10 protein-coding genes and 1 pseudogene are annotated in these 13,425 nt (G+C 44.9%); 2 read left to right on the plus strand and 9 right to left on the minus strand.

The features are described from left to right. Window positions 1-69: 69 nt before the first annotated feature. From tuaC to H7F26_RS03460, 6 genes are all read right to left on the minus strand, one after another. A complete protein-coding gene (gene tuaC, locus H7F26_RS03435; protein ID WP_003185750.1) occupies window positions 70-1,248 on the minus strand; it encodes a teichuronic acid biosynthesis protein TuaC in 1,179 nt (392 codons plus the stop codon). 22 nt (window positions 1,249-1,270) lie between these two features. Next, entirely contained in the window at window positions 1,271-2,710 is a 1,440-nt protein-coding gene (gene tuaB, locus H7F26_RS03440) for a teichuronic acid biosynthesis protein TuaB (protein WP_003185752.1), read from the minus strand. A gap of 23 nt (window positions 2,711-2,733) precedes the next feature. Then, window positions 2,734-3,393 (minus strand): sugar transferase, encoded by a 660-nt coding sequence (locus H7F26_RS03445; protein ID WP_003185754.1) that lies wholly within the window; start codon window positions 3,391-3,393, stop codon window positions 2,734-2,736. 231 nt (window positions 3,394-3,624) lie between these two features. Then, window positions 3,625-5,112, minus strand: coding sequence for an N-acetylmuramoyl-L-alanine amidase (locus H7F26_RS03450; RefSeq protein ID WP_061565903.1), 1,488 nt, complete (start codon window positions 5,110-5,112; stop codon window positions 3,625-3,627). Window positions 5,113-5,196: 84 nt separating this feature from the next. Further along, on the minus strand, window positions 5,197-7,341 hold the full coding sequence (locus H7F26_RS03455; protein WP_003185760.1) for a SpoIID/LytB domain-containing protein: 2,145 nt from the start codon (window positions 7,339-7,341) through the stop codon (window positions 5,197-5,199). 29 nt (window positions 7,342-7,370) lie between these two features. Continuing rightward, window positions 7,371-7,691, minus strand: a complete 321-nt coding sequence (locus tag H7F26_RS03460) for a hypothetical protein (protein WP_003185762.1) — start codon at window positions 7,689-7,691, stop codon at window positions 7,371-7,373. Between the two features lie 197 nt (window positions 7,692-7,888). Between H7F26_RS03460 and H7F26_RS03465 the strand changes: the two genes are divergently transcribed. After that, complete coding sequence (locus H7F26_RS03465) at window positions 7,889-8,809, plus strand: polyisoprenyl-teichoic acid--peptidoglycan teichoic acid transferase TagU (RefSeq protein WP_011198358.1); 921 nt, start codon at window positions 7,889-7,891, stop codon at window positions 8,807-8,809. Window positions 8,810-9,048: 239 nt separating this feature from the next. Here H7F26_RS03465 and wecB read toward each other — a convergent pair whose 3' ends face one another. Further along, window positions 9,049-10,191, minus strand: a complete 1,143-nt coding sequence (gene wecB, locus H7F26_RS03470) for a non-hydrolyzing UDP-N-acetylglucosamine 2-epimerase (protein WP_011198359.1) — start codon at window positions 10,189-10,191, stop codon at window positions 9,049-9,051. 376 nt (window positions 10,192-10,567) lie between these two features. On the opposite strand from wecB, the gene galU reads away from it, so the two are divergent. Beyond that, a complete protein-coding gene (gene galU, locus H7F26_RS03475; RefSeq protein WP_003185768.1) occupies window positions 10,568-11,446 on the plus strand; it encodes a UTP--glucose-1-phosphate uridylyltransferase GalU in 879 nt (292 codons plus the stop codon). A gap of 76 nt (window positions 11,447-11,522) precedes the next feature. Here galU and tagH read toward each other — a convergent pair. Both tagH and H7F26_RS03485 read right to left on the minus strand, forming a co-directional pair. Beyond that, window positions 11,523-12,428, minus strand: a pseudogene (tagH, locus tag H7F26_RS03480) (teichoic acids export ABC transporter ATP-binding subunit TagH); the annotation flags it as partial. A 20-nt stretch (window positions 12,429-12,448) separates the two neighbouring features. After that, window positions 12,449-13,276 carry an ABC transporter permease gene (locus H7F26_RS03485; protein WP_003185777.1) on the minus strand — a complete coding sequence of 276 codons (828 nt, stop codon included), beginning with the start codon at window positions 13,274-13,276 and terminating at the stop codon, window positions 12,449-12,451. Window positions 13,277-13,425 lie beyond the last annotated feature (149 nt).

The following is a 13,425-nucleotide window of genomic DNA, read 5'->3' on the forward strand; positions in this document are numbered from 1 at the left end:
ACGCAAATAAATGGGTTTAAACAGTATTATATTCAACATTCATACGCATATTAACCGACAGACCCCAACTTAATTTTTGTTCTTGACAACATCCCCATACACATCCAGCAGCTTTCCGGCATTTTTAAAGGCGTCATAATCCTCGTGCACCGTTTGATACAGCTCTTCAGCGATGGCTTCTTGCCAATTGCCGCCTTCCAAATATCCCTTGACAGCTTCTGTTATGCTGGAAGCCGAGTGCGGCTTGATCAGAAGGTGTTCATGCTTTCCGAATAAAGACGGAACCCCCCCGACCGCCGTACAAAGCACCGGAACCTTGAGAGCGAGCGCTTCAATGACAACAGTCGGCATCCCTTCAGAATACGAAGGGAGCACAAACAGATCTGATGCAGCCAGATATTCTGATATCTCATGGTTTGCGACCTGCCCCGTCAATACTGCTTTTTCACCGGCGATTTGACGGATGTTCTGCTTCTCCGGTCCGTCGCCGATGAATACAGCTCTGTAGCTGTCATCAAGCTGCCTGACCGCTTCTGCCAGCTCGGCTACTCCCTTTCCCTTCACCAAGCGGCCGACGAACGTCAGCAACTTTTTGTCTTGCGGCAGGCCGAGTTTCTCCCTCAATTCAAGTGTTGAAGCGGAGGGCTTTTGAAACCGGTCCAGGTTGACTCCAATAGGAAGCACCGAGCTTTCAGCACCGGTCATTTCTTTCGTTTTGGCTTTCAGCGCTTCGCTGACAGCCAATACTTTTGCTGCGGAATGCACAGCTGTTTCAAATGCTCGAAAAGCGCCTTTGCTGTAATGGGGATAAATATTGACATCGCTTCCGTGCAAAGTCAGAACATAAGGAACCTTCAGCTTCTGTGAAACAACGGCAGCGGCACCCCCGGATGGCATCGCGAAATGGGCATGGATAAGATCCGGCGCAAGCCCGTGCTTCTCGATCGTCCTCAATACAGACTTTGCGATCCGGCGATGCGGCTGAGCCCATTTTAGCTGTCCAGGCAAAGCCGTATACGGCGGCCTGTAAACCGGGATGCCTTTTCTTTCTTCATATTCCGGGACTGTTCGCACTTGACGGTATTTTTTTTTCAGCAGCCTGAGAGGAGCAGGATTCACAGGCAATGGACATATGACCGTCACATCAACGCCCTGCATCTGCAGCGCCTGAACCTGTGTTTCATGAAAAACGCCTTCTCCCGGCCTTTGACTGCTTGGATAAACGCTGGTAATCCAAAGAACCTTCAATGATGAACCGCCCTTTCTGCTGTCATCTTCCTAATTGGGCCCTCATAGCCCGCCGATAAAATTTGCCGACCAGAAAACCGTAAAAAATCCCGCTGATCCCGACGGAAACTGCCAGCTGAAGCATGGCGCCGTGAAGCAGATGTCTGCTGCCGACGCTCAAGACAAGAGCCAGCAATGCCATGAGCAGCGTCAAGGCCAGCGGTTTTCCAACGGTTCTGAAATATTCGCCCAGCTTCAGCTGGATGACATATTTGAGCAGCCATCTGCCGATAAAGAAATTGACCAGGCTGATCGCTGCATATGTCCAGGCGGTGATCGTCAAATCATTCGTTAATACCGCCGCGTAAAGAGACAGCCCATAAAGGAGCATGATCCCGCTGTCCCAATAAAATGCCAGGTCTGCTCGCCCCTTCGCCAGCAAAACCGATCCGTTCGGATTCATCAGAACCCTGAGCAGCCCGACAATCGCGAGGATGTTCAGAACCGGTACGGCCTGCAGCCATTTTTCTCCGAAGACGACTTCAACAAATAAATCTGAAACAGTCGTCAGTCCGATCAGGAGCGGGAATGAAATCAGCGCGAGAAGCTTTGTCATATTTAAAAAGCCTTCGCGCAGCGTTTGGTTGTCCCCTTGATTCTTTGAGAAGACAGGAAACGCTACCCTTGTTACGATCGGATTGATTTTTAATACGGGAATCGTAATAATCTGATACGCCAGGTTATAGATTCCCAATGCTTCCGCACCGAGAAACCGCCCGATTAAAATCATGTCGATATTGGCGCCAAGCCTGTTTACAAGCCTTGAAGCAAGCTGAAACGCGCCGAACGAGAAAAATTCTTTCACTTCCCCCAATGCAAAGACGAAAGAAGGACGCCATTTTTTTAAATATACAGCAAAAAACATGATGCCTTTAACCGAATTAAGAAAAACTTGTGACAATGCATAGGCCACAATCGGATCCATCAGAAAAACCAAAACGAGCAGGAGCACAAAAGACAAAACGGTGACTCCCGCTTCTATTTTGCTCAGCACATTAAACTTCAGATCTTTTTGCAGCATATATTGATACTGCTGGCCGACCGGGGCGATTAAAAACATGACGGCCAAAATCCGCACTAGAAAAACAAGTTCGTCCCGCTGATAAAAGTCTGCGATGAACGGACTCAGGAAAAAGAGGCCGATAAACAAAAGGATGCCCGTTAGGATATTCAGCCAATACAAGGTCGATAATTGGCGTTCACTGATGTTCTCCTTTTGAATTAAAGCGGCCCCGAATCCCATATCGAGTACAATTTGTGTGAAAATCGTTACGGTGGTCAGCATTCCGACCAAACCGAATTCGGCAATTGTCATGATATTGCCGAGCAGTGCAAACTGTATAATTTGAATGACCGTGACGATCAAAGTTGAAACACTTGTCCATTTTGCACCGCTTAATATTTGTTTCGTAATGGTAGACATAGCATATTCCTAACTTCCTCGTATTATCTGGCTCCTTCGCCAGTCAATACTACTTTAATCGTTTTCAGCATAACCTTCAAATCGAGAAGAAACGTTAAATTCCGAATGTAATACAGATCGTGCACCAATTTTTCTCTCGGACTGATATCATAGCCTCCGTTCACCTGCGCAAGTCCCGTTAAACCCGGCTTAACGATTAAGCGGTTTTTAAATCCCGGAATTTCGTGGTGAAACTGAGCGGTAAACATCGGTCTTTCAGGCCTTGGCCCCACAATGCTCATGTCTCCGGCCAGCACATTGATCAACTGCGGAAGTTCATCGATTCTTGTTCTTCTTATAAAAGACCCGACTGCAGTGATGCGCGGATCATCCTTCTGAGCCCATTTCGCACCGGATTTTTCTGCGTCAATTCTCATAGAACGCAGCTTGATCACCTTGAAATGCTTCCCGTCTTTTCCGACGCGTTCCTGCCGGTATAACGGAGAACCCGGTGTTTCGATACAGATTAATATACAAAACAGCAGAATAAACGGCAGTGTAAGAGCGAGCCCAATCAAGGAAAGGACGATATCCATTATCCGTTTCATATATAAATAACGTACTGCTTTTTTAGATAGAGCACAGGAATAAGTTTGCTGGCTTGAATATTCATTGTACATTCTTAAACTTTTGTCGATACTCACTAGCATACACCTCGATTAGTATGTTACTGTTTGATCTATTCGTCAGTGTAGCATACGAACGTAAACACAATGTAAAGGAGTTATTAAAATTAGTAAATTCGTTGATTTTTTGTTAAAAATGCACCGCCTCCGTTTTATCTTTAATTTCACCAAAAATATCATACTATATAATAAAGACAAAACAAAGGCAGCATAGGCAATTTTTCGAAAAACGAGTTTTCTGTTTATATTTTAATAATAAGCAACGATTCCGTCGTAAATCGCTTTAGCGCCTTTTTCTTTGTAAGTCGAGCTTTTGAGTTTTGTCGCATCGCTTACATTGCTGATAAACGCAAGTTCAACAAGGCAGCTTGGCATTTTTGATTCCCTGATGACATGGAAGTTGCCGATCTTTACACCGCGGTTTTTTGTATTCAATGCAACATAGAGACGGTTTTGAATCTCGGTTGCCAGCCGTTTGCTGTTGGCAGATTCATATGTTGTATAATAGTAGGTTTCTGTTCCGGAAGCAGCTGGCGTTGCCGAGTTTGCATGGATGCTGACAAACAAATCCGCATGATTTGACTGCGCTTTTGACACGCGCTGTGCGAGCGTCAGGTAAGTGTCGTTCGTTCTCGCCATAATTGGCAGAGCACCGCCGTTTGATAGTTTCGTATTAATTAATTTTGCAACATCAAGGTTCACGCTTTTCTCATATAAACCGTTGCCGACGGCACCGCTGTCTGTACCTCCGTGCCCTGCATCAATGAAGATTTTTTTGCCGACGATCGGATTCTTCAGCTGTGACACGACATTGGATTGAAGAGAAACCGTTCCGCCAAGCACAGTAAACGTCGTCATGTTTTTGGAACCGATCACTTCTCTTGTCGGTGTCGGCAAAGATGATGCATTCGTGAACATCATCGGACGGTTTTGCTTAGCCGCCAGAACAGATCCTGTTAATCCGTCGGCATACGCATAGCCGTTGCTGATGATTGCATTCTTGGCAGAAGAATAATATTTCTTGACGACATTGGCCGCGACTTCATAGCGGTTGCTGCCGCCGATCCGCGTCGGAGAAGCAAGCTGTTTGTAAACGCTGCTGGAGATGCTGACATCACCGCCTACGACAATGGTCGATGTTGTTCCTTTGCTCTTCATCGCATTTTTTGTCGCTGTCGGTATGGAATTCGACGATGTTAAAAGAATCGGGATGCCGTTTCTCGCGGCATATGCGCCGATCGCAAGGCTGTCAGCATAGGCCGTCCCGTTTGCGATGACAGCTTTCGAATTGCTCGGCAGCTTATTCGCAATATTCGCCGCAACCTCGTAGCGATTCGCTCCGCCGATGCGTTCGACAGATGACACACCAAGCTTTTTGATCTCGCTTACGACACCGTTTTGAACGCTGACGGTTCCGCCGATTACGATCACTTTGCTAGGTTTTAATTGACTGATTCGGTTTTTAGTGGCCGTTGGCAGTTTAGACGCTTCCGTTAATAGAACAGGCGCGTTGTTTCGATAGGCAAATGGAGTCGCTGAAAGGACGTCTGCATATGCCTTTCCATTTGCAACAATCACAGTGCTTGCACTTGTCCACCCCTGCTTGGAAACGTTCACCGCAACCTCATATCGGTTTGCACCGTCTAATCTTGTGACAGAGTTGGCCGCAAATACATTAGGCACAAACAAAAAGAACCCTAACAACAACATAGGTACAGCTTTAAGAAAAACCCTCAAAAAAATAACCTCCAAAAATGTAAATGTTATGTTTTCCCCTGAACATGAACAGAGGAGGCACTGCTGCCTCCTGTTCAAACTCTATTAATAGCTTGATAGAGTCGTATTTGGATAGTAGAAACTTAAAATCTTCTTGTAATCGTGCCCGGCAGCAGCTCTGGCATTTGCTCCGTACTGACTCATGCCGATGCCGTGTCCGAATCCTTTACCGCTGAGAGTAAAAGCGTTCGTATTGCTGGATACAGAAGCATACGTGCTCTTCATATTCATGCCGCCCAGCATCGATCTTAATTGAGTCGTCGTCACGGAAATCGTCGCTGTTTTTTCTGAAAGTTTTCCGTTTGATAGAACATAGCCATTTGATTTTTCTTTAACAAAGTAAGAAAACTTCACCTCTGCTGTTTTCGGCCGCTGACCGGCAGTTTTTGCGCTGCTCAGGGTCAGGCTTGAGATTTTCGTAATCTTAATAGATTCTGCACTAGGATATTTATTGGTAATAAACCAGCTTTTCAGTCCAGACAAATAGGCGGAGTTCGTTTCATTTGTCGTATTCCACCATGTGCCAGGGCTGCTCAGGTTTAAGCCGCTGGTATTGATCTGCGTCCTATTCAAGGAAATCGACCAGCTGTTTTGCGGGTCATATGTATCCGCTTTGGCAATTAAATATGGCACACTGCCGCCCCATACCTCTGCGCTTGCTTCCGTATATCCCCCGTTGCTTGACGAGTAAACGGCTGAAATCAAATTGCCGTTATATTTTAAAACTTGTCCTTTTGTGGCATTTACAACGCTGGATGTCTTCGAATTCCAGTCGTATCCTCCGTATACTTGAAACGCCTGCGTATCGGCCACTACTTTTCCTGCGGAACCGACCGAATAAGTTCTCGCCGCCACCGCTTGGGCTTTTAACGCTTCCGTCTGCCAGCTTGCCGGCATTTCGTGCGGCACAACACCTTTTAAATAATCTTCGAACGGAATGTTTTCGTTTATCGGCCGAACATATTTGCTTGATTCAATCGTAAACTTCATCTTGCCTAAATAAGGCCTTCCGTTGATGCTGATGGAATTTGACGTCGAATATTTTTTAGGTGATGCCGTAAATGACGTTCCAAGCGTTTTGACGGCTCTATTATTTTTATAGAGCACAAGCTTTCCGCTCGACACGTTAACAGAGTATCCGTCTCCGGTAAACATATCTGCCAGGCTATTTTTCAATGAATCCGTGATCGAGGTGGTCCCCCCAAGCAAAGCAAAAGACTGTGTTCCTTTTTTCGCGACTACATCTGCAACAGGTGTCGGCAGGCTGCCCGCTTGGACAAGCAGCAAAGGATGCTTTTGTTTGGCAGCAAGGACGGAACCGGCCAGCGCATCCGCAAAAGTCGTTCCATTAGACATGAAAACCTTTGATGCGTTCATGTTAAGCGTGTTGACAATGTTCGCTGACACTTCGTATCTGTTCGCTCCGCCGATGCGGGTAACAGCCGCTTTTTTCTTTAATGTGTTTTCAACGCCTGTGCTGACACTCAACGGACCGCCGACGATCGTAACCTTGCTCGGAATATTGTAATCGCTTCGGATTGTATTATTCCCTGAGAGCAGTATCGGATAACCGTTCATTGCCGCATAAGGCGCGATAGACAGAGCGTCGGAAAAGACTAAGCCGGTGGCAACAATCGCTTGGCTGTAGGACCCCATCCGGCTCGCGATGTTTTTGGACACATCATAGCGGTTGGCGCCGCCGATGCGGTCAATTGCCCCATACTTTTTCAGCGTGTTTTCAACATTTTTGGAAACGCTCGTTGTTCCCCCGATAATTAAGATATTATCAGGCTTCATCTTGGCAATTTGAGTTTCGGTTTTCGCCGTCAGCGTACCCGCATCCGTTAATAGAATCGGCGCATCGTACTTCTTTGCAAGCGGAGTTGCAGAAAGCGCGTCCGCAAAAGCGTCCCGATTGACAACCACGACAGTGCTCGGGTTCGTCCATCCGGCAGATGCGACATTGTTTGCCACATCGAAGCGGGTCGCCCCGCCGTACCGCTCTGTCGCGGCGATTCCCGAGCCCGGGATTTCGTATGCGCCGGTAATGTCGACATCAACGCTTGATTTATTGCCCAAATAATTGCTTAACTTTACCGAAATGGTTTTGTCGGCAGCCTGGGCAGATTGTGTAAACATCAGAGCTGCGGCAGTTACTGACGACAGAAGCAGAAGCTTCATCTTTTTCAAAACGTTATGTACCCCCTTGATTCAGCTCTTTATTTTGTTTCGATGCTTTTCAGCTCCAAAACGCCATTTTCACCTTTTGTATATTGGACTTCGACTTTTTTGCCTTCTTCAATGGAATTGACTTTGTCCTGAAGATCTTCATCGACTTGAAGCGTTGTTTCTTTGCCGTCAATGTTCACCGCAATTGTGTGGCTGTCAGCCAACCCCGCGAATGAACCTTCTTTAGTGACGGTTTCTTCAGAGGCCGCATTTTTATTGTCTGAGCTTGACTTGTCCTCCGATTGGCCCGAAGTGCCGCAGGCTGACAACAAAAGCAGCATTGATAATGTTAGAACTATGAGTTTTTTCATCTTCTTCACCTCTCCCTTTTTATCGACAAATTCCAACAGATTCTTTAATTATAGCGAAAAATTTTGCAGATTGATTGGTTTTTTTGAAACATTTTTCTAATGATTTCGTCTATCCAAAAGGACACATATAAATTTTTGTTGTTTTCGAATTTTAAGAAACTTATAATCAAAGTAGACTATTAAAAGGTGAGGGCTATATGAGAGCTGAAAAGAGGAAGAAAAAGAAAAAAATTCTATATACAATTATCGCTTTGATTGGCATTTTCGTTCTCAGCACAGGCAGTTATGCCTATTACTTATGGCATAAAGCGGCATCTACTGTAGCGAACATTCATGAAAATATTAACAAATCAAAAAAACGCGATTCAGCTGTTGACATTGATAACCATGACCCGTTTTCCGTGCTTCTCATGGGTGTCGATGAACGGGACGGTGATAAGGGGCGCGCAGACTCCCTCATCTATATGACGGTGAATCCGAAAACGAAAACGACTGAAATGGTCAGCATCCCGAGGGATACGTATACTGAAATTATCGGCAAAGGCAAGATGGATAAAATCAACCACTCCTACGCATTCGGCGGCGTTCAGATGACGGTAGACACGGTTGAGAACTTCCTCGATGTTCCTGTCGACTACTTTATCAAAGTCAATATGGAAAGCTTCAAGGATGTCGTAGATACGCTCGGCGGCATTACTGTAAACAGTACATTCGCTTTCAACTACGACGGATATTCATTCGGCAAAGGCGAGATTACGCTGAACGGAAAAGAAGCGCTCGCTTATACGAGAATGAGGAAAGAGGACCCGAACGGCGACTTCGGGCGCCAGAACAGGCAGCGTCAAGTCATCGAAGGTATCATTAACAAAGGCGCCAATATATCATCCATCACGAAATTCGGAGATATGTTCAAAGTGATCGAAAACAACGTTAAAACGAATCTCACGTTCGACGATATGTGGGATATCCAATCCGGCTATAAAGAAGCCCGCTCAAAAGTCATTCAGCATGAGCTGAAAGGCGACGGCACAAAAATCAACGGAATCTATTATTACAAAGCCGACGAAAGTTCCCTTTCCGACATTACAGCCGAACTGAAAGAAAGCCTTAATAAATAAAAAAGCTTCCTGAAAAGGAAGCTTTCATATTGTTGACAAAATCCCAAAACCAAAACCAAAACGGTTTTGGTTTTGGGATTTTGTCATCTTTTCAGCGTGATTGAAAACCCTTGCAGTCTAGGAAGGCCGAGCATCGGAGCGCAGCGAATGTTGGAATTCGTGAGCACCGACGCGCAGGCCTGACAACGAATGCGAGGGTTTGTCGACACCGCTGAAAGCTTCCTGAAAAGGAAGCTTTTTTATTTATCTTTAAACACATCAGGCCGCGCGCTTCGGTATCCGTACCGATAAAGCAGCGCCTCCGCAATTCGCCGCGAAGCCTGTCCGTCCCCGTACGGGTTTGAAGCCCTGGACATTTTTCGATATTCATCTTGATCGGTCAACAGCTGTTTAGTCAGCTGGTAAATCTTATCTTCATCCGTGCCTGCCAGTTTAAGCGTCCCGGCCTGGACGCCTTCGGGCCGTTCCGTCGTATCGCGAAGCACGAGGACCGGCTTTCCTAGCGACGGCGCTTCTTCCTGCACCCCTCCAGAGTCGGTGAGGATGAAGTGAGCTTCAGCTGCAAAGTTGTGAAAATCGATGACTTCGAGCGGCTCTATCAGGTGGACTTTATTCAAATCGCCGAAATGCTTTGCAGCCGCTTCACGAACAGCGGGATTGAGATGAACGGGATAAACGACCTGGACGCCGTCGAACTCTTCGACGATCCGCCTGATCGCTTTAAACATGTTTTCCATCGGCTTCCCTAAATTTTCCCGGCGGTGGGCGGTAAGCAAGATCATCTTATCATTTCCGATTTTTTCAAGAACGGGGTGTGAATAGCCGTCCCTTACTGTTGTGCGAAGTGCATCGATTGCAGTATTTCCAGTGATGAAAATCGTCTCAGGATCTTTATTTTCGCGGAGCAGATTCTGTTCGGCCTGCTCTGTCGGCGCAAAATGAAGATCGGCAATCGATCCCGTCAGCTGCCTGTTCAGCTCTTCTGGAAACGGCGAGTATTTGTTTCCGGTCCTGAGCCCCGCCTCTACATGGCCGACGGAAATCTGGTGATAATAAGCGGCAAGACTCCCCGCAAATGTCGTTGTCGTATCACCGTGGACAAGCACAATATCCGGTTTGATAGACTGAAACAGCTCGTCCAGCTTCACAAGCGCATTAGACGTAATTTCAGCCAGCGTTTGCCTTTCTTTCATGATATTCAAATCAAAATCAGGCTTTATGTTAAAAGCTTCAAGCACCTGGTCAAGCATTTGCCTGTGCTGGGCTGTAACCGTCACATAAGACTCAATTTCGGGATATTTTCTTAATTCTAGCACGAGCGGAGCCATTTTTATGGCTTCAGGGCGCGTGCCGAATACTGTCATGACTTTTAGTTTCTTCATTTTTCTATCACCTGTTTTCTGTATGAACAGCTTTTTTAAGAATCGTCTGCTGAATCGATTGATTACCGCTTTGCCCGTGTTTTCTCGTTGGAATTAATCCCGCCCATCGATTGCTTATGGACGATATTCTCATCATAAAACATCCGTTGATCAAACCGCAAACCATCCTGTTGAAGAATGAGATTTCCCTTCATTATATAACATCTTTGCGCTTTATACCTGTTTAGACTTGTTTAAGAATTGTTTTTCTTATATGATGAGTTTGTAATTGTAATTTTTCGGGGTATATCATACATATATTCAGCATACTCTCCGCTTTTCTAAGCGTATTTTTTCTGGCTGAGTAGAAAACACAGTTTAAGGAAGGTGTATTGAATTGAAGAAAGTTCGTAAAGCGATCATTCCCGCAGCGGGCCTTGGAACACGTTTCCTCCCTGCAACGAAAGCGATGCCAAAGGAAATGCTTCCAATCGTAGATAAGCCAACCATTCAATATATTATTGAAGAAGCCGTTGAAGCCGGCATTGAAGACATTATCATCGTAACCGGTAAAAGCAAACGAGCGATTGAAGATCATTTCGATTTCTCGCCGGAGCTCGAACGCAACCTGGAGGAAAAAGGGAAAACCGAACTCCTTGAAAAAGTGAAAAAAGCGTCAAATCTCGCTGATATCCACTATATTCGCCAAAAAGAACCAAAAGGACTCGGACATGCCGTTTGGTGCGCCCGCAACTTTATCGGAGACGAGCCGTTCGCAGTGCTCCTTGGAGACGACATTGTCCAAGCCGAAAAACCTGGCCTTCGCCAGCTGATGGACGAGTACGAAAAGACTCTCTCATCCGTAATCGGCGTTCAGCAGGTGCCTGAAGACCAAACGCACCGCTACGGGATCATTGATCCTTTGACAAATGAAGGGCGCCTATACCAGGTCAAAAACTTTGTTGAAAAACCAAAACCGGGCACAGCACCGTCTAACCTTGCGATTTTGGGACGCTATGTCTTTACTCCTGAAATTTTCATGTACTTAGATAAACAGCAAATCGGCGCAGGCGGAGAGATCCAGCTGACAGATGCGATTCAGAAGTTAAACGAAATCCAGCGCGTATTCGCTTATGACTTCGAAGGCAAACGCTATGACGTTGGAGAAAAACTCGGTTTTATCCAGACAACTCTCGAATTTGCCATGCAGGACGACGAACTGAAGGATTCGCTGATTCCATTTATGCAGGACCTTCTGGCAAAAGAAGAAGTTTAATAAAAAAGCTATTGGATCGATATCCAATAGCTTTTTATAATGCCATCTGCAAAATGACGCGCCTTTCCTTTTAAACAAACATCGCTCCGGCAGCCAATACGACCAGGATGGACAAACCTGCAATCGGAATGATATTTGCCAAAGATTTTTGTTTATTCTTGTCTTTTTCGAGATGAGCCAGATCTTCTTCGGACAAGACCTGTTTGCGGCTGGCTAACTGCTCTTTTTTATATTTGTCTTTCTCTTTTTTGGAAAGCTTTTTAAACCAGCTGATAAATTCTTTATATTCCTTTACGACCGTCTTTGTGTCATCAAACATGCGAAGCTCGCCATTATCGATCCAGGCGACCCGATCGCAAATTTTCTCAATTTGACCGATTGAATGGCTGACAAAGAATATGGTTTTCCCTTGATTTTTAAACTCGGTAATTCTGTCGACACATTTATCATAGAAGGTTTGATCACCTACTGATAACGCTTCGTCAATAATTAAAATATCGGGATCGATATGCACTGAGATCGCAAAGCCGAGCCGGGATTTCATTCCGCTGGAATAGCTTTTGACCGGCTGATTGATAAACTCGCCGATTTCTGCGAATTCAACGATGCTGTCATACATCTCATCGATTTCTTTATTTGTGAGCCCCATCATTAAGCACTTGAGACGAATGTTGTCTCTGCCCGTCAGCGCATTGTTTAATCCTGCGGAAATCGCAATCAGGGAAGGCTGCCCGTTCATTTCGATTTCACCGCTTGTCGGCGGAATGATTTTTGCCAGCAGGTTGGACATCGTCGATTTTCCCGATCCGTTAATCCCTACAAATCCGATCGTCTCCCCTTCGTACACGTCAAAGGAGACATTCCGAACAGCAAAAAAACCTTTATCCTTATTCGGAAAAAACAGCCCTTTAATTTTATCCGATTGTTTTTCATAAAGCTGATACTGTTTTGAAACATTTCGAAACGAAACTTTTAGTTTCATCGTTAAAATCTCCTTACGTATTAAAGAAAGTCAACAAACCTGTCCCTGAATTTCATATGCAGGACAGATCCTACAGTCAAGAGCAGTAATGTGAAAGCCCAGAAATACAACGTATATGTTATATCTTCGAAGAACCAGCTTCCGTCGAAAAAGCTGTTTCTAAATCCGTCTAAAATATAAAAAAGTGGATTCAATTTGATAGCTGTTAATAAAACGGGATGCTCTTTCCCTAACTGATGTGCTATATCCCAAAAGATAGGCAACAAAAAAAACAGCAGCCTTGTCACAGATTGGAGCAAAAATTGATAGTCCCTAACAAGTACACTAATGGTTGAATTAAACAAGCTAAATGCAAACATAAATATAACCATACAGATAAAATAGTAAAAGCATTCAATCCAATGAAGACTTGGATAAATACCAGACGCTGTTAATGCAATGATATAAATCGCCATCATCACAAAATAGCTGAACAGGTTTGCCACAATCGCTACTGAAGGGAGAGAGCTGATTGGAAAATTCATTTTGGCCACCATGTTGATTCGCTTATATACACTGTTTGAACCATCTAGAATCGTCGGGCTAATAAAAAACCACGGAATCAAACCGGCTAGCATCCAAATGATAAAAGGCACCTCACCAATACCTGTAACCACATCAGTGCTTTTTCTAATCCCGATCCCAAAAACAAACCAGTAGGCCAGCATTTGGATGAGTGGATTTAACAACTGCCACAGCACACCCAAATAGTTCATTTGGTATTTTGATTTTGTTTCGTAAGCTGCCAAGCGTAATATTAAAGAAAATGACGTTGCTTGCTCTTTCAGTATTCTCACTAATGCATTCATTCTAATCTTCCTTAAGATATTAGTTTTGGTTCACAAAAAGTCTAAATAAACACTGCTCTCTATTGTAACAGATAATGATTTTTTTTTCACTTTTGGACTCAACCAAAGCATGATACCAAAAATCCCAATGTTCCCCTGTTAACTATTAA

It is taken from the genome of Bacillus sp. PAMC28748, assembly GCF_014250415.1.
In the GTDB taxonomy this organism is placed as follows: Bacteria; Bacillota; Bacilli; order Bacillales; family Bacillaceae; genus Bacillus; species Bacillus licheniformis.